Annotated in this window: 15 protein-coding genes; 7 read left to right on the forward strand and 8 right to left on the reverse strand. The window is 42.7% G+C overall.

Annotated features, from left to right (window positions below):
• Positions 1 to 9: 9 nt before the first annotated feature.
• On the reverse strand, positions 10 to 504 hold the full coding sequence (locus QF117_RS14880) for a hypothetical protein (protein WP_282386487.1): 495 nt from the start codon (positions 502 to 504) through the stop codon (positions 10 to 12).
• Between the two features lie 181 nt (positions 505 to 685).
• Here QF117_RS14880 and QF117_RS14885 point away from each other — a divergent pair, with 181 nt between their 5' ends.
• The 6 genes from QF117_RS14885 (at position 686) to QF117_RS14910 (ending at position 7,306) form a co-directional block, all read left to right on the forward strand.
• Complete coding sequence (locus tag QF117_RS14885) at positions 686 to 2,428, forward strand: DEAD/DEAH box helicase (protein WP_282389498.1); 1,743 nt, start codon at positions 686 to 688, stop codon at positions 2,426 to 2,428.
• A 73-nt stretch (positions 2,429 to 2,501) separates the two neighbouring features.
• Positions 2,502 to 2,894, forward strand: a complete 393-nt coding sequence (locus QF117_RS14890; RefSeq protein WP_282386488.1) for a hypothetical protein — start codon at positions 2,502 to 2,504, stop codon at positions 2,892 to 2,894.
• Positions 2,895 to 2,922: 28 nt separating this feature from the next.
• Positions 2,923 to 3,582: a response regulator transcription factor gene (locus QF117_RS14895; RefSeq protein ID WP_282386490.1), complete on the forward strand. Its 660-nt coding sequence runs from the start codon at positions 2,923 to 2,925 to the stop codon at positions 3,580 to 3,582.
• Positions 3,583 to 3,645: 63 nt separating this feature from the next.
• Positions 3,646 to 5,004 (forward strand): ATP-binding protein, encoded by a 1,359-nt coding sequence (locus QF117_RS14900; protein ID WP_282386492.1) that lies wholly within the window; start codon positions 3,646 to 3,648, stop codon positions 5,002 to 5,004.
• A gap of 283 nt (positions 5,005 to 5,287) precedes the next feature.
• Positions 5,288 to 5,566, forward strand: coding sequence for a 50S ribosomal protein L25 (gene rplY, locus QF117_RS14905; RefSeq protein WP_282386493.1), 279 nt, complete (start codon positions 5,288 to 5,290; stop codon positions 5,564 to 5,566).
• Between the two features lie 543 nt (positions 5,567 to 6,109).
• On the forward strand, positions 6,110 to 7,306 hold the full coding sequence (locus QF117_RS14910) for an EAL domain-containing protein (RefSeq protein WP_282386495.1): 1,197 nt from the start codon (positions 6,110 to 6,112) through the stop codon (positions 7,304 to 7,306).
• A 173-nt stretch (positions 7,307 to 7,479) separates the two neighbouring features.
• On the opposite strand, the gene QF117_RS14915 is transcribed toward QF117_RS14910, so the two are convergent.
• Both QF117_RS14915 and QF117_RS14920 read right to left on the reverse strand, forming a co-directional pair.
• Entirely contained in the window at positions 7,480 to 8,043 is a 564-nt protein-coding gene (locus QF117_RS14915) for a dihydrofolate reductase family protein (protein ID WP_282386496.1), read from the reverse strand.
• Between the two features lie 84 nt (positions 8,044 to 8,127).
• Complete coding sequence (locus QF117_RS14920) at positions 8,128 to 8,559, reverse strand: hypothetical protein (RefSeq protein ID WP_282386497.1); 432 nt, start codon at positions 8,557 to 8,559, stop codon at positions 8,128 to 8,130.
• Between the two features lie 638 nt (positions 8,560 to 9,197).
• Here QF117_RS14920 and QF117_RS14925 point away from each other — a divergent pair.
• Positions 9,198 to 10,877: a diguanylate cyclase gene (locus QF117_RS14925; protein WP_282386498.1), complete on the forward strand. Its 1,680-nt coding sequence runs from the start codon at positions 9,198 to 9,200 to the stop codon at positions 10,875 to 10,877.
• Positions 10,878 to 11,091: 214 nt separating this feature from the next.
• Here QF117_RS14925 and QF117_RS14930 read toward each other — a convergent pair whose 3' ends face one another.
• Genes QF117_RS14930 through QF117_RS14950 form a run of 5 tightly spaced genes read right to left on the reverse strand, consistent with a single transcriptional unit; the run spans position 11,092 to position 17,595 of the window.
• Positions 11,092 to 12,459, reverse strand: coding sequence for a TolC family protein (locus QF117_RS14930; RefSeq protein WP_282386500.1), 1,368 nt, complete (start codon positions 12,457 to 12,459; stop codon positions 11,092 to 11,094).
• A gap of 15 nt (positions 12,460 to 12,474) precedes the next feature.
• The gene (locus tag QF117_RS14935) at positions 12,475 to 13,371 is read right to left on the reverse strand and encodes an efflux RND transporter periplasmic adaptor subunit (protein WP_282386501.1); all 897 of its coding nucleotides are present in this window, start codon (positions 13,369 to 13,371) and stop codon (positions 12,475 to 12,477) included.
• Entirely contained in the window at positions 13,364 to 15,487 is a 2,124-nt protein-coding gene (locus QF117_RS14940) for a site-2 protease family protein (protein WP_282386502.1), read from the reverse strand. Before QF117_RS14940 ends, QF117_RS14935 begins: the two co-directional genes overlap by 8 nt.
• Entirely contained in the window at positions 15,484 to 17,304 is a 1,821-nt protein-coding gene (locus QF117_RS14945; RefSeq protein WP_282386504.1) for an HlyD family efflux transporter periplasmic adaptor subunit, read from the reverse strand. The genes QF117_RS14940 and QF117_RS14945 overlap by 4 nt, the downstream gene beginning before the upstream one ends.
• A gap of 9 nt (positions 17,305 to 17,313) precedes the next feature.
• A complete protein-coding gene (locus QF117_RS14950) occupies positions 17,314 to 17,595 on the reverse strand; it encodes a DUF3467 domain-containing protein (protein WP_240492311.1) in 282 nt (93 codons plus the stop codon).
• Between the last annotated feature and the right edge of the window lies 1 nt (position 17,596).

Below are 17,596 nucleotides of genomic sequence, written 5' to 3' on the forward strand. Positions count from 1 at the left end.
TAAAGTAAATTAAAAAGATTGGGTCAGTAGCTGATAAAAACTTTTGGACACATCAGCTTGATAGAAAAGATTTAACGAGTCTGCTTCAGTAAAATTCAGCTCTTTTCTAACCAGTGCGGTTAGAACATCAATGTCAGTAACAATGACAGAATCAAACTCATTTTTTGGCACTTCATGGGCCAAGATCTCCACTCGCTCACCGTCACCAACAAATCGGAAGAAATGTTGACCTGTCGCTTCAAAAATCGTCACATCAAAAATTTCTTGTTGATAATTGCTGCTTAACGCTTGAGCAAGTAAGAACTGAACAGTAACTAGGTTATGTCGCTGATATTTAGTGAGATTCCCGTCTGCCTGGGCATGATATGTCGCGACAGCCACTTCAAATGTTCCTGCTGGCACAGCAACCAGAGCACCATCTACCGCTCCGTCACCAAGACATGCATGTGCGATTTGAATGTTAAGCATTCCTGCCAGCACTACACCGAGAATTTTTCTTTTCATAAAATATCACCGACTCGTTTGTTGCTTAGAATCTTATTCCGTTCACGGTTCAAATTAAATGAGCCCAGCTGCACTTTCGATGTGAATACAATTCATATCATTAGCGATATTGTGCAATTCCAGTCTGTGAGTCTGCTGTGTATACTAGACGACTCAATAACGATCCTTACCTTTAGTGACTATGTATACCCTTCGCCCCTATCAAGCCGATTCAGTAAAAGCCGTGATTCATTATTTTCGCAAGCACTCGACGCCTTCAGTCATTGTGCTGCCCACCGGCGCTGGAAAAAGCCTAGTGATCGCAGAACTTGCTCGCCTCGCTAAAGGGCGTGTTTTGGTGCTTGCTCACGTCAAAGAGCTGGTAGAGCAAAATCACGAAAAGTATGAAGGCTATGGTTTAAAAGGGTCGATTTATGCCGCAGGGTTAGGACGAAAAGAGACCGAGCAGCAAGTCGTGTTTGCGTCGGTTCAGTCTGTGGTTCGCAATCTGGATGACTTTAAGCACCCGTTTTCACTGTTGGTTATTGATGAATGCCATCGTGTTCCCGATGACAAAAACAGCAGCTATCAAAAAGTGATTACTCATCTAAAAGATCTCAATTCAGGAATCAAAGTCCTTGGGCTAACAGCCACCCCCTACCGCCTTGGTATGGGCTGGATCTACCAATATCACACCCGAGGCCAGGTACGCAGTGAAGAACCGCGCTTCTTCCGTGACTGCATTTTTGAACTTCCCATCCATTACTTACTGGATGAAGACTTTTTAACTCCAGCTCGAATGATGGATGCACCTGTCCTGTCTTACGATTTCTCTCAACTAAAACCGGCCAGCACTGGACGCTATAAAGAAGCCGAGTTGGACATGGTTATTGACAAAGCAAAGCGAGCTACGCCACAAATTGTTGAGCAAATCCTCCAGTATTCAAAGGATAAAATGGGCATCATGGTTTTTGCTGCAACCGTGCGCCATGCTCAAGAAATTTTGCAACTGCTTCCCGAGGCTGAGTCAGCGATAGTCATTGGTGACACACCGACACATGAGCGTGACGACATTATTCAGCGCTTTAAACAGCAAAAGATTAAGTATCTCGTCAATGTTTCTGTTTTAACGACCGGTTTTGATGCCCCTCACGTCGACCTCATTGCCATTTTGAGACCTACAGAATCTGTCAGCCTGTATCAGCAGATTATTGGGCGAGGATTGCGCTTATCTCCGGGAAAAAAGGAATGTTTGGTTCTCGACTACGCGGGCAACAACTACGATCTCTATCAACCTGAAGTGGGAGACCCTAAACCTGATTCAAACAGCGAAATCATTACCATTCCCTGCCCCGCGTGCGGATTTAACAATAATTTCTGGGGCAAACTCGACAGCAACGGTTTCTTACTCGAACACTTTGGTCGACGCTGCCAAGGTTTTTTTACAGACGAAGAGAGCGGTGAACGAGAGCATTGCGGTTATCGCTTTCGAGCAAAGTATTGCAATGAATGTGGGGCAGATAACGACATAGCAGCACGCATTTGCCATGAATGTGATGCGACGTTAGTAGACCCAGACAAAAAGCTTAAGGAGGCGTTAAACTTAAAAGACGCTTTGGTCTTCGAGTGCTTAGAGATGGAACTCAATGTGCTCAAGGACATACAAGGAAAACCTCAACTCAAAGTCACCTATCGAGGAGAGAACCAAGCCCAGGTCCATGAGTTTTGGTCCCTCACCACAAAAAAACAGAAACAAGCCTTTAAAGATCGGTTTGTTCGTCCGCACTTAGCTGACAAGCATCGACCTTTTGAAGAAGCATCGCCTGCCAAGGTCGTTGCAAATCAGCACCGATTCCGCCTACCTCAGTTTGTTATCGCACGTAAATCAGGGCGATTTTGGAAAATGAGGGACAAAATATTCGATGATGAACTTCAAAACCGTTAAGCTTGGCAAATTCACCTTCTATTCATGTTCATTGCTTTAAGGTAGTGAAGGTCGCCCCAACTCTGGATCAGTTATGCTTAGTAAAACAACCATTGCTAGCGTGTCTTTGTTTTGCGCGCTTTTATTACCCAATGTCGCGATGTCAGATTCCAACACAAATGGTCATGACCTCGTTCAAGATGAGTACAAAGAAGGTGCTCGTGTCGAGTTCGATGAAGACCAAGATGAAGTGTATAAAGCGGTAAAAGAGGGTTTGATACTGCCTTTCTCTGACCTTTACGATGCCATTGAATCCCAACTGCACGGTCGTGTCATCAAAGTTGAATTAGAAGAAGACGGCGATGAATGGATCTACGAGTTAAAGTTGGTTCATAATGACAACGTAATCAAAGTAGAATACAACGCCACCACTCTAGAAATGTTAGAGATAAAGGGACGCAATCTGCAAGATGTGATCAAAAAATAACAACGACAAAAACACAACCTGGTGACATATGAAAATTTTAGTGGTTGAAGACGACCCTCGTCTTGGCGAACAAATTATTGAAACACTTGAATCCGCCGATTGGGTACCCGAGCTTTCTCAAGACGGCATCGACGCATTATACCGAGCAACATCTGAGCCGTGGGATGCGATTGTTCTCGATCTTGGCCTGCCAAAACTTGATGGTTTAACCGTTTTAAAAGGCATCCGAGATGAAAACATCAATACACCGGTTGTCATTTTAAGCGCACGAGACACCTTAAGTCAGCGCGTGGAAGGGTTAAACGCCGGTGCTGACGACTACTTAACCAAGCCCTTTGAAATGGTCGAGTTAATTGCGCGCATTCGTGCACAACTGCGCCGAGCATCAGGCAATGCATCGCCTATTCAACAGATTGGTGATCTAAGCTTAGACACACGCAGTTCCAAAGTGCTTTGGCAAGGACAAGCCGTTAGCCTGACTGCCCTTGAATATAAAGTGGTTGCCTATTTTATGCACAATTCAGATAAGGTTATTTCACGAACTGAATTGGTCGAACATATTTATAAACAAGATTTTGACCGTGACTCAAATACCGTTGAAGTCTTTATTGGACGAATCCGTAAAAAGATTGCTCCTAAGATCATAAAAACAGTGCGTGGATTAGGCTACCAACTGAATTGTGAGTAATGATGTCAATATGTCCGCATCGGTTAACCACCTCTTTATCACCCATGACATTAAGAGCGTATCGTGCCTAAGCTAGCCTCTCCATCGAAGAAAAACCTTAAAAACATCAGCCTTAAGAGCCGTTTGCTTCTCGCCGCGGCTTTTTGGCTTGGCGCGATGATTTTAGCCGCAGGCCTTGGCATTCCTAAGCTTGTTAAAGACTACCTTACTGATGATATAAAGCAGCAACTCAGCCTTGCTATGGATGAACTCACCGCCAATATTGAAACCGATGCCAATGGCAATTTAGTGATGCTGAGCCGGCTTTCAGATCCTCGGTTTTATCAGCCTTACAGTGGTCTATACTGGACAGCCAAAACAACCGATAAGACATTGCGCTCTCGCTCCCTTTGGGACAAAAGCCTCTCATTCAAAAAGAAGCCATTAGGTCTCACGGTGACTGGCGCAAAGAATGAAAAACTCATCTATATTTCTCGCTCTGTGTATTTGCCCGATCTCCGTGTACCCGTAACCATCACAGTCGGTGTTGATGAAGCGCCTTTAGTATCCACGGTCCAACAAATCACCAGGGAAATCTGGTTGATTTTGTCATTGCTCTTTGTGGGTATTTTGCTGTTGATCGGGATTCAAGTCAGTTGGTCACTATTGCCATTAAATAGAATGCAACGAGAATTAGTGTTACTTAGAAACGGTGAACAACAATCTTTAGGGGACAATTACCCAAAAGAAGTGTCCCCCCTTGTGTCTGATTTGAACGCCCTACTGTTTCACTATCAGGAATTACTTGAACGGGCGCGCAATCACGCGGGGAACTTATCTCATGCGCTTAAAACGCCTTTGTCTGTGCTCAAGAATGAAGTTGAAACACTACCCAAAAAAGATGCCGAGAAATTCTCACAGCCGATCCATCAGATTCAGAATCATATTGAATACCATTTAGGCCGTGCTCGAATGGCTGGTTCTATGAATATTCTGTCGGTCAAATCAAACCCAAGCGAGCGTGTTGACGCGATTTCAATGGCCTTTGATAAAGTGTATTCCCACAGAGAAATCACACTCATCAATGAACTTGATTCCGATCTTGCCGTTTCGGTAGAAACCGCCGATCTCGATGAAATGATCGGCAACCTTCTTGAAAATGGGTACAAATGGGCGGGTAGCATTATCAGAGTTCATGCTCAAAGCGTTGATCGTAACCATGTCACTCTGATCATCGAAGATGATGGCCCAGGAATCCCTGAAGAAAAACTTGCTCTTGTTACCAAACGTGGGGTGAGGCTCGATGAAACAACGCCAGGAACAGGTCTTGGGCTTAATATAGTAAGCGAAATGGCCCACAGTTACCGAGGAAACGTCACCTTGTCTAAAAGCACCATGGGGGGCTTGAAAGCAGCCTTAACATTGAATATTTCACATCCGTAACTTGGTCTGTGTAACCAGCCTGAGGCAAAGATAAAAGACACTGGAATATGATGCCGAAACTCAAGACCAAGGCTTATGAAGCTTCAACTGAACGATATCTAATCAAACGCTGAAATTACTCTAAGTTAACGCCTTAAAATCAAGGTAGGCTCTTGCTCGAAAACAAAGAGAATGATAGTATCCGCGCTCGTTTGAAAGTAACTTCGGTTACGGTTGAATGTAAGCGCATCACAAGGTCGCATTGTGTTGTGATATTTAATGTTTACTAATTGAGAGTAAAACTATGAAATTTGAAGCAGTAGTACGTACTGAACTAGGTAAAGGTGCGAGCCGCCGCCTACGTCACGCTGGTAAATTCCCAGCTGTAATTTACGGTGGTGAAGCACCAGCAGTATCTATCGAACTTGTTCACTCTGACGTGATCAACCAAATGGATAAGCCTGAGTTCTACGAAGCAATCACTCTAGTGATTGACGGCGCTGAAGTTAAGGTTAAGCCGCAAGACGTTCAACGTCACGCGTTCAAGCCTAAAGTTGAGCACATGGACTTCATCCGTATCTAATTCCTGACCAAGGAATTGATTGGATAACTCCAAGCCTTCTGCATAGAAAAGAGTATCGACCTTACCATTCGATAATCTAAAAATTCGAAACCCCGATGCTACCAACATCGGGGTTTCACCGTTTTTAACGGTCAGAAACCTTCCTATTTTCCATTCAAGCTACTGAAATCCCTGTAAAACCTACCGTTAAATTATAACCCTATCCACTATGGGTGAATTAAAGGTGGAGGAAAGGCAAGACCTGCCATCCTTTTGCCCCTGCTAATTCCACACTCCTTGTATCGCATTTATCACGGATAACTTAATTTTTCAGATAATTTACAGCATTTTATTCCATTAAAGTCGACATTTTGGCCAATATTTACCCTAAAAGAAGCCTAATCATCTAAAAATAACTGGTCCAACCATGTTTAATTCGTTACATAATGTAAATAGATCAGTGTGTAACCCTTACCTATGCAATAAGGTTACTCAGTTATTAACAAAGACATTAATTTAACTATTTGTATTTACGTAAAAATCCCAAGGGCAATAAATTTAATCATGGAAAAAACATTTATAGCAAGGCAACCCATTCTTGATAGAGATAAAAATTTAATTGGCTATGAACTTTTATTTCGCGAAGGAAAGGATAATGCATTTCCAAACATTGCCCCTGACTTAGCAACATCGAAAGTCTTATCTAACGTGTACTTTAATAGCGATAGCTACGAACGTTTACTGCAAGATAAGTTAGGCTTTGTTAATTTTCCATACAACAGTATCGTTAGGCTAATCCCTTCGCTATTGCCTAAACGCAAGATAGTTGTTGAGGTACTAGAAACTTGCGAGCCTACTGATGAGCTTCTTGCCGCACTAAAAGAACTTAAAGGGCTTGGCTACAAAATTGCACTTGATGATTTTATGCCAACCCCCGCCTGGAGAAGGTTTCTGCCTTTTGTTGATATCATTAAGTTCGACATCACTCAGATCCCATTAAATAAAACCGCCAATTTGATTAAGAAGTTAAGTCACAAAATTTCATTCGTTGCCGAGCGAGTGGAGTCACATGAAGATTTTTTAAAATGCAAAGATATAGGGTTTCACTACTTTCAAGGCTACTATTTTGCCAAACCAGAAGTAGTTCAACAAAAATCGATCAGCGCCTCTCAGTTAGCGATTCTGAAACTGTGCCAAGAGGTGGCAAAAGAAGAACTTGAAATTACACGCTTAGAAAGCCTATTTGCCTCAGATGTTGCACTATCCTTCAAACTCTTTCGATATGTAAACTCATCTAATTTAAGCGTTGAAATCCGATCATTTAAACAAGCACTTGTCTACTTAGGCGCAGACAAAATTCGGCTGTTTGTGTCGCTCATCGCCCTTTCAGCGGACAAAAGCACCGATCCTAAACCCATTTACCTCATGGCAATCCAGAGAGCCTATTTCTGCTCTCTACTCGCAGGACACTTGAAGCTAGGTCGCACGGATGCCTATCTTATTGGCCTTTTCTCCCTGTTAGATGCCATGTTTAAAGTCAGCTTTGAGACCATCTTTGCCTCAATCAGGATAAGTCCTACGGTTCACAGCGCCATCATAGAACGAGAAGGTGTGCCGGGAAATGTACTGAATTTAATAGAAGCCTATGAAAAAGCTGAATGGCCGTCAATTACTCGGCTGAACAAAGAGTTAAAGATCTGTCCTCAAATATCCAGTGAATGCTTTACTGAATCATTAAGCTGGGGAAAACCAAAAAGTTGAGCCAAATAAAACGTATGATATTCCGTTAATATCATTTGCGCTACCTCTTCGTATCAATCTGATTTTCATACGGTAAATAGGCGTACTCGCTGAATTTTACTTTCTGTAATACTGGATGTTATCGAACGCTTAGTTATTAACTGATAACGCTGTATGCACAAGCAGAATCGTTGTTATAAGTAATTTACTGTGTACTTTGTTTGTATGTAGTCATTGGGGAATACTATCGCCGTAGCTTCGCGCAATTGAACCGCCTTTTGAACCTTTCCAAAAAGTGGAATGCCTCGACCCAAAATGACAGGAACTCGAGTGATGGTGATTTCATTGATGAGTCGCTCATTCAAAAATGAGGTAATCGTTAATCCACCATCAATATATGCATGCTTATAACCTTCTTTTTCTAGTTGACGAGCTAAAGATGATATATCTCCAGAGAACACCTCAACTTTATCTGAAACGTTTTCTGGGGCTTGGGTCAGCGTGCTGCTCAAAACATAGATCTTGATGTCACCATAAGGCCATTGCTCTGGAGTAAGATTGAAACTAGATAGGGTTTCCATAGATTTACGCCCTATTACCATACAATCAACGGAGTTTATGTAGTCGGCAAAGCCCATATCAAAATTTTCGCTCATATCAGCATCCGGATTACCCGATGTATGAAGCCAATCTAAACCACCGTTTTCTTCAGCAATGTACCCATCCGTACTCGCCGCAATAAATACTGAACACTTCATATACTTGATTCCTAAATCCGAAATTACCAATTATTTATAGCGCCAGGCTAACCAGTTTGTTATGTGCCAAAGCTTACGGGGATGCTACTTCTTTTCAATATACCAAGAACCTTTACAAGGGCCATTAGTTAAAAACCAATTTCCCTCTAGCCTATTCTTACGACCTGTCGCCGAAAAACGATAATCCCACAGCCTATGGTTAGCATATAACACTAGCTTCCCATCTTCTGAAATCCAGCCCTGAAGTGAAGTGCCATTATAAGTTAGCCTCAATTTTGCCTTACCTTCAATGATATTCCCGGTGATGGTTGTTCGCTCACACATATTATTACCCGTTGTGTTTATACGCCTACCCACCCATTCACCATCAAACTTAGTTGACACAATAAAGTCTGGTTTTTCAGGGAGTTTAGGGAAGGACTTCGCGTTACTTGACCCAAACCACTCAAATTGACGACCAACAAGCAGAAATACAATAAAGCCGATAGATAAAATCACCAAAGCTGAATTTTTCACATCAATACCTTCGAATCGACAAAATGGAAGAGGCACATAACGCTGCGCCTAATCTAATGTGTCGTAAATACTTAATAGGTTAAACCGTAAACGCCAAGTGTTATGAATCAATAATGAACGTTTTTCATGGGAATTTCTACAGACAAACTTCAGAAGTTTCATCGATTTCACAAGGAAAACAACTTAATAACTCACTACCATCATAAGTAAAACAGACCTCCCCTATTTCATCATTAACAATAAAAAACGATTGAGTTCTTCGGAAAAATAGTGAGTAATCAAGCGATTTGCTCGCATGTGTACCACGTAGGCATCATATTCACCCAAACGCGCTTCAAACACACATTCAGTTAACAGGTCAATTAGCCAACATGGATAAAAACATCTCATGCCACACCTTGCGGTATTCATTGGTTACAGACACACTCCCGCGCGGGGATGATATTAAAACGTTCAGAAATAACTTGGACACGCAGATATAAAAACAACACGAATATATACTAAGCTCTAATATAAAGTTTTTTGCTGGGAATATACCGGGAGAAATAGAAAAGAATTCAATAACCTACTATGGGGCATTCATTCATAGTAAAATTGCTGGATACATGGATATATTCGGCTCGGTATTAGGAAAAGGAATGAACTTAAAACCACGCTTTTTATTGCTTACAGCAACACTCTTTTTGGTGACAGCAATTGGGGTTTCTTGGTCAATACGAACGTTATCGGAAGGCATTGTTCAGCAGTGGGCGTCAAAGTTCATGGTGAAACAGGCGTTGTATGACAAAAGCAGGACGCTACAGCCGATTATGCGTGAGCTTGCTCTTTCTCGCCAACTCGCGACCTCAGGGTTTATTCGAGAATGGGCTCAAGACCCTGAAAATAAACAGTTACAAAAAACGGCTATGGAAGAGCTAGAGAGTTATCGTCTGAATTTTAGAGGGCATAATTACTTTGTCGCTTTTTTAAACAATGGGCATTATTACCATAATAATAGTACCAATGAGTTTAAGGGCGATGAATTTCGCTATGTACTCGATGCCGATAAAGAATCTGATAACTGGTTTTACAGTTTGATTGAGCAGGGACGTGATATTCATATTAACGTCAATCCTGATGTCGAGCTTGGCGTAACTAAGCTTTGGATTGATGTATTGATCCGCCATGGTGAAGAGATTCTAGGGATTGCAGGGACAGGCCTGGATTTATCTGAAGTGCTCGACGCTCTGACTAGCGACAGCGAGCCCGGTGTCCTTAACTTATTCCTCGATCACTCAGGTGCCATTCAGCTACACAGAAATCAGGATTTTATTGATTTTGGCTCTATTGGTAAACATGAAGGAACGCAAAAGACCGTCGACCTAATTTTCGAGAAAGAAGAGGATAAACAAACGGTTTATCGCGCAATGGAACAAGCTGAGAAATTGGAGAATGAGGTCGCAACCGGTTTTGTTACTCTCTTTGGTCAGCGACATCTTATTGGCGTTGTGTATCTACCAGAAATCGACTGGTATGAAATCTCTCTGATTGATCTCAGCTACATTCTTCCAACCGAGAACATCGTTAAAATCGCCATGATGTTTGTGGCTGCCCTTTTAATCGCTCTTATTCTATTGAACTACTTTTTGAACCGCCTTGTGCTAAACCCGATGAGCAAGTTAGAACATGCGATGAATCGTGTGGAGAAAGGAAAACGACCAAACGCGGATCTGAGTATTAACGCTAAGGGCGATTTGGCAAGTTTGATCAAACATTTCATGCGTATGTCGGAGGTCATTCTGGAATCAAAACGGGATCTGGAACAAAAAGTTCAGGATCGAACTGCAGAACTAGAGCGACTGACTCAGATAGACCCTCTTACCGACCTGTACAACCGTCGTGGAATGACAGATAGGATTGAAGCCAGTTTGGAGAAATCTGCCTCAGATAATAGCCAGATTGGCATTCTATGGATTGATATCGACTGGTTCAAAAGTATCAATGATTCTTATGGCCATACGGTCGGAGATAAAGTCCTAGTGACCATAGCAACGATTCTGAAAAACTCAATAGAGCCCGGCGATTGTGCTGCTCGGTGGGGTGGTGATGAATTTCTGGTTCTTATCGAACACTCTGATAATAATCGCCTCACTGAACTTGCTGAGCGTTTACGTTCTTCTGTTGCTTCGCACACATTTAATATTGAAGGTGTTTCTACGAGCGTGAGTATTGGCTGCGCTGCTTCCAGCAAGGGGCAAGAGATGGGAAGTTTACTGCACAACGCAGATAAGGCTTTATACAAAGCAAAAGAGAAAGGTAGAAACGGTTTCTATATGTAATGGTGAGTTTTCAGCTTATGCCAATATTACATTACTTACATGGAACATTGCTTTGATAATGCATTACTGAATAAATAGAGCTGAACAGATATATCTCAATGAATAGACCTTAATAGAACATTAGATCGTATGCAGCGAGAGCACGGCGTTAAGGTCAACAAGCCAATACTACCTACTTGACGAAAAGTAGGTAGTATTAAACTGAGTCTATGTCTTAATTAAATAAGGTCGGTCTTTCGACTGGAATTGCGTTCATGTCTAACAATTGATTAACTCGCTCAACGGAAGCGATATTAATTTCACCCGTTAAGCGATTTAACAATAAATTACCCAATAAATAATTATAGCTTGCTGACAATTGTTGACGCTTCGCGCTATAAACATCACTAACATCATCGAGCAAGGTATCAACTGTAATTAAACCGGCAGAAAGTTGCTTATCACTACTTTCAACAATGGCTTTACGACTTTCTACCAAAGTATTGAGATGAGGTAGACGTTCAATGCTGTTATTAACTTGTACTAATGCGGTTTTGATTTGCTGTCTCAATGCGCGATCAAATTCGACTTTTTCATACTGCTTAAACTTCCATGCATGAGCCGCTTCCATTCGTTCATAGCCGACGCCATTGCCGTTAAAGATTGGCACATTGAAGCGCAAAACCACAATGGTCTCTTCACTTTCAGAAGCAGAGCCAAAAAGGGCGCCACCAATATCACGATAGGTATTTGTCGCTCTCAATTCAACAGTAGGTAGTAGCTCACCATCTTGCTTAGCAAGCTCTGATCTCGCGTATTTTACATCATGCTCTAGTGCACGGTAATCTGGGCTTTGCTTTTGGGCTTGTGCCAACCAGTAATCAACATCATTGTACGCGAGTGGCTGCAAAGGAAAATCGACGTTAAGCGGCTGAATATATTCCAGTCGCTGTCCTGTCAGCACTTCTAACTCTGAGAATTTATTGTCTACTTGAGCCAAAGCTTGCAACATTTGAGTTTTAGCCAAACTCAATTTTGCGGTGATCTCACTGTACTCCAAACTGCTACTTAACCCACTGGTTCGACGTACCTCTAGCTGATTTTTCTGCTCTGCGTAGATCTCATACTCCGATTTAGCAAGCAGGTAAGCATCGTGGCTCGCTAGTGCCATTAAATACGCTTCGATAGTATCAAAAGCCAGATTTTGTTCCGATACCTGATACTCAGACACTTGTTTGTTTAATCGATATTTACTTTGTTGTATTGAAGCAAATAACGATGCATCGATGATTGGCTGGACGATCGATAAGGTTCGGTTCTTATTGTCGAATTCAGCTTCCCCCAAGTTAAACGTAGGGTTTTCAGTTCTTTTAAGCTCTTGGCTGACCGATTCAAAATCGAGAGTCAAGTTAACTCTTGGAGCAATACCCAACCAAGAGTTCGTATAAGCCGCTTCAGCCTCATTGGTCAGTGCTTCCGCTTTTTGCAAACTAGGGTTGTTGAGAGTTGCTTGGCTATAAACATCGAGTAAAGTCCCTGCTGAAGCCGTTGAAACAGCCAGTATTGATATCAACGCTGAAAGGGTTCTTTTAGGTGTTTTCATGCTTTAATTACGTCCTTATTGATGTTTATCTATGTTCGATTGGGCTTCGGGTAACAAAGAATCTAAATCTGACAACGCCGTTGATAATGAGTCGTCATTGGCCGACGATTTAGATTCCTTAAAATCTATTTTGACTAAACATTTGCTCCCTGCCGGGATTTTAAAGTCTTTGTTTTGTAGCTCTAGGCGTACATTGAAAGTATGGCTTCGAGGGTCTGCAACTGGGTCAATCAAAGTAATGGGCAATTGTTTGTCCGTTAATCCTGGCAAGGTAAAGGAGACCGTCGCTTTATCACCTGTTTTGAACTGCCCGTATTGCTCCACAGGCACGCTAGCTTCGACATAGAGAACGTCAACCTTCGCAATTTTAATGATTGGTTCATCTCGAACTTGCTCTCCTAAACCCACAAAACGTTCTACCACTACTCCATCTATCGGAGCAAGAATGCGTTTTAACGCTAGTTCAGCGTTTGCCATTGCCAGCTCATCTCTGAAAATCGCTTGCTGCTCTTCTGCTTCTTGCAATTCCATTTTCGCGATGACATGCCCCGTTCGAATCTCATCAGCGGCTTGAGCTGAAATGATATTTTGTGCCATCACTTCTTTGTTTCGCTCAATTTGACGCTGCTCAAACTCATATTTCGCTTTTCGTGCACTAACTGAACCGTTGCTTTGTGCTCGGGATTTGGAGTAGGCAACTCTTGCTTGTTCAACCCTATCATCGAGTTTAACAAGCAGCTCTCCTTGCTTAACCCATTTACCTCGATTGGCATGGACTTCAGCAACAACACCAACCACGGGCGATGCTAATTCAAGTAACTCACTTGGCTTGACTTGGCAGGGAAATGTCTGGGCAGCTAGAGGCATTGCAGCCAATGAAGGTAACAGCATTGCCAATGTTACTTTATACATCGAGTCTCCTTAGTAATGTCTGACGCACTAACCTTGCAACCTGGAAAAAAAGAGGCTGATATTCGTGCTGGAATCGAACCGTCACGCGCTCTCCACCATAAAATGGTTCTGGGTTCGCTAAGCGAATATCAGCAAGATAAAACAGCTGGTGACTGGTTAATTTTTCTGCATCTTCAACAGCAAAAGAACCACCACCTTCTATAGTCAACACCTCACTGGGCAGAGTTTGACTTGCCCCAGGATCTAAGCGAACGATACTTGCGTTGCTCACTTTGAATGGAGCGTGGGCAGCCCTAACTTCGACATTCACAAGAGACTCTCGCACCAAATCAATGTTATCCATTGGTATAGCGGCTTTGACTGAGTTGTAATCCACGAGTTGGACTTCTCCTATCGGGTCACCCTTTTTTACATGACTACCAATAATGAGTGACTCTTCTAACATTACAAACTCCCCATCACGGGGCGCATAAACCACTAACTCGGAAAGACGGCGGTCAAGCTCTGCAACTTCAAACTCAACTTGTTGAATTCTTTCTTTAGTAATCGCTGCTTTCACTTGATCATCGACCAAATCAGCGTCGTATTGTCTTTCTAACTGTATTAATTGTGCCTGTTTCTCACTGCGTTCTAATTCAATGAGAGGCGCATTTAATGTGACTAGAGGTTGCTCAGCAGTCACAACTGTCGAAGGGGTTACATGGAGTTGTTCTACAAAGCCACTCGACGTCGCTCTCACTCGCTGAACGTCGGGGAGCCAAACGACACCCTCAACGACTGAGTTGTTGGGTAATGGCACGAATGAAATAGACAGCACGATCATCAAGCTCAGCAGTAGCCCTCGACGCAGCACTGGAGATTGTTGTTTCTCTTTTTTATTACGACTCATAAACAATACAAACTTTACCAAAGGAATAGCGAACATCTGAATCAAAGTCCACGCGGCTAATATCCAGCCTACAAAAGGAATATGTTCAGCTAAATAAAGTGCAATCGTCACCATGATTGCGGTACGAAAACACCATGACGCAGGCCAATAGACCAGAAACCACAGCCATTCTTTTCTCAGGTAGTCAGGCTTTACCGCCGATCGATCCCCTAACAAATAATATTGAGCTAAGTACTGATAAGCATTAGCAGATCGTGTGGCTAAATTGGGAAGTTCAAACGCATCTTGCAACGCGAAGTAACCATCAAAACGTTGCAGCGGATTACCATTTAGAAGCAAAGTATTGATCCACCCGATCATCATTACGTTATACATTGCTGCACGCAGTAAACCGGGTTCGACCGCTAACCAGACAAAGGTTGCAACAGCGGCAAGTAACAATTCAGACTGTATTCCAGCGAGGCTAACCCATACACGATGCCATTTATTGGGCAGCAACGACGATTGTGACGCGTCCACATAAGGTACGGGTACAAAAGCAATAAACAGTAACCCCACCTCTTTACACCTGCCACCATAGCGACTTATCGCAAAGACGTGAGCAAGCTCGTGAAAGGCTTTAATCAACACATAAACGATTAAGCCCAATAATGCATTTTCAACACTGAAAAATTTGTCATTGAGGTTATCGGTAATTTCTCGCCAATGCATAGCTGCTAGAATTCCGCTAACAACCACCAACATTGCCCATAAAAACAGCGCATAGGGATTGAATAAAGCACCAGCCACACCAACCATTTGGGCAACGAATTTTGTTGGATTCAATAGAGGAAGCTTAAATGAAACTGGGTTACCGTATTTGCTAAATAACGCCAACCTCTTCTGTCGAGTTCTTCTCTGAGTAAGCTTTTCTAGCCCTAATTGACTCAGCCCTACAATCAACCCCTGCACTTCTAACTGGTTCAATAACGATAGGAGTTCTTCCTGGCTGAGTAATTCTTCGTGAACCTGCTCTCTGTACGCTTGATAAATTTGCTCGATTGTTTGATCGCCTCTAAGCGCTAAAACAAAAGACACAGCATTGATAGGCACACGAAAAACGCGATGAGTATCGTCATCTCGGATGACCCACCACTGTTTTCCTCGATAAAGGTGCGTTGCTGTCGAAAGTCCAGGTTTTAATGTTGGTCGTGACGTTGCAACTGCTTTCCAGGCACTTGGGTTCACGGCATGAGTACCCAAGTTTTAATAGAAATCCATGCCCATAATTTGCGTGTCCAGTTCCATATCCTAGGTTGAGAAACAGTCTCTACTTTCGCGACGCCATCCATTCCTGGTCTAAGATCTGAAACATCACCTTGCAGCACACCCTCGACACGAAATACCGTTTTTCCATCTTTAGCCTGGGCAATGGGTGTCACTCTACTTACCTTAAACTCAAAAGGTTGATTAGGGATTGGAGTCAGCAGTGCTTTCCCTAACTGTTCGAGAGCAATATAGCCGATGTCCAGTTGCTCAACTTCAATCAATAGTTTGTACTGATTAAGAGGGGATAACTCCGCGAGAACCTCTCCCTGACGAACAGGCGTTCCGATGGCGTCAATAAGATCACCACTGACCACGATGGCATTGTCTAACGACGAAAGAATCTGAGTACGGCTTAACTTATGGTTAATCAAGCGAATTTCTGCCTCTACGCGCTTTTGAGAGGCCGCTAGAATATTTGACTTCGCAATATCATATTCGCCACGCGCTGCGTCCATTTGACGAGAAACTTCTACAAATTTCGCTTTAAGATCGAGTTTCTGTAGTTCTAACTCTTTATCATCGAGAGCGAACATCAATTGGTCTTTAATGAGCTCATCACCCGGTCGAACCGCCACTTTTGATATATACCCATCAAATGGCGCCGAAATGACCCTTCTCTCCGCACCGACAATTTTCGCATCAGCAACCACTTGATAGTTCACTGGCCAAAATAAAAAAGCAGCCAATAGGATGAAAGTACCGAACGTTATTGGCGTCTTTTTTCGATTGCGAAAAAAGTTAGACAGTTTGACTTTTGTTGATTTCGTCACCGTGCGGGTTAAAGACTGTTGCTCAAAATATTTAGAGATCAGAGGAGAAGAAATGGTAAAGAGAGTTTGCTGTATCTGATCTCTTATCGCTGCCGTAGGTACTTTGTCACAAGAAACCAACCAAAGAACATGTACTGTACTTTCTCGGTATGTCAGGGGTTGGGTAAACCAATCAGCCCAAGAGACCTGATCTTGATGTTTGAGCTGTAGACCGATGTGATCGGAATTGTCGCTCAGTTCATTAGGTCCATTCCCTTGCAGCAAGACTTCACGAGCTTGACTAATAATGACATCGGTTTCAGATTTGGATTCAAGTTCTCCCGTATACGTGCCCACTTGCAAAAGAGAATTGGCTTTATCGTCCGCAATCACCATAGCACAGCGAGTTAAACCAAACCTTTTAAGCTGCTCTGTGCATACCCATTCAACCATATCAGCAATTGGGATAGGCTGATTTATCTGTTCCAATAGAGAAAATACGGGCGAGTTAGAATCCTCAGTGGCCATGGCATATTGATTCGTAGGTGTTAAACGCTGTACAAGAACGGGAATCGACCACTGGACTATTTCTGTCGCTTTGGTCAATAAGTTCTTATGGTTTAACTTCAACGATAAAATGACTACGCCATAGAGTTGATTTTCGACCACCAATGGACACGCCAAAAAATAGAGTCCCTTTTGCTCCTCGCTCTGAACGACAGGCGCTAAACGCTGCATAGCCTGCTCACCCACCTGCTTTAATATTGCAGATGACTTTGCGCCATTTGAGGTAAATGCAACGGTTTTATAATCAGCAGAGGCTGGCTGACCAACGGCCAGCAAGCCATCTTGTATTGCTATATCCGCCCGTTGTGAAAATTGATTCAACACGATGGCCAACCATGTTTGACCAAGCTGTTCAGGATCGTTGGTCCTAGAAAAGGTTTGCCATAGCTCAGAGTCACTTACGGGGGTATTGCTTTGCATAATCATTAATTATTTAATTTCACCGTGCTTTTCTTCATGCTCTTTGAGCACTTTACCAAGCAGTAAAAATAGGCGCTTCGCAGCACGAGGGTTCATAATAATGCGGTCACTTAGCTCAACATCAATCTGCTCTGCTGAACCGTTCCAGTTTTGGCTCGTTCCAAATAGCAGCATAAACTCTTCTATGGTGCTGCCTACATTGGCAACATTCGAGTAAGTAGAACGCATTTGATCGTCATTCCAATTAATGTTTGTCTGGTTGCTTGGTGTTTTATCTTGATTGCTCATCATT

It is taken from the genome of Vibrio sp. YMD68 (assembly GCF_029958905.1).
Lineage (GTDB): Bacteria > Pseudomonadota > Gammaproteobacteria > Enterobacterales > Vibrionaceae > Vibrio.

Bases quoted from the DNA above. Each gene is read 5' to 3' on its own strand.
- QF117_RS14935 (WP_282386501.1), bottom strand. From the start codon at position 13,371: ATGTATAAAGTAACATTGGCAATGCTGTTACCTTCATTGGCTGCAATG.
- QF117_RS14890 (WP_282386488.1), top strand. From the start codon at position 2,502: ATGCTTAGTAAAACAACCATTGCTAGCGTGTCTTTGTTTTGCGCGCTT.
- QF117_RS14945 (WP_282386504.1), bottom strand. From the start codon at position 17,304: ATGCAAAGCAATACCCCCGTAAGTGACTCTGAGCTATGGCAAACCTTT.
- rplY (WP_282386493.1), top strand. From the start codon at position 5,288: ATGAAATTTGAAGCAGTAGTACGTACTGAACTAGGTAAAGGTGCGAGC.
- QF117_RS14950 (WP_240492311.1), bottom strand. From the start codon at position 17,595: ATGATGAGCAATCAAGATAAAACACCAAGCAACCAGACAAACATTAAT.
- QF117_RS14885 (WP_282389498.1), top strand. From the start codon at position 686: ATGTATACCCTTCGCCCCTATCAAGCCGATTCAGTAAAAGCCGTGATT.
- QF117_RS14915 (WP_282386496.1), bottom strand. From the start codon at position 8,043: ATGAAGTGTTCAGTATTTATTGCGGCGAGTACGGATGGGTACATTGCT.
- QF117_RS14925 (WP_282386498.1), top strand. From the start codon at position 9,198: ATGAACTTAAAACCACGCTTTTTATTGCTTACAGCAACACTCTTTTTG.
- QF117_RS14895 (WP_282386490.1), top strand. From the start codon at position 2,923: ATGAAAATTTTAGTGGTTGAAGACGACCCTCGTCTTGGCGAACAAATT.
- QF117_RS14910 (WP_282386495.1), top strand. From the start codon at position 6,110: ATGGAAAAAACATTTATAGCAAGGCAACCCATTCTTGATAGAGATAAA.
- QF117_RS14880 (WP_282386487.1), bottom strand. From the start codon at position 504: ATGAAAAGAAAAATTCTCGGTGTAGTGCTGGCAGGAATGCTTAACATT.
- QF117_RS14930 (WP_282386500.1), bottom strand. From the start codon at position 12,459: ATGAAAACACCTAAAAGAACCCTTTCAGCGTTGATATCAATACTGGCT.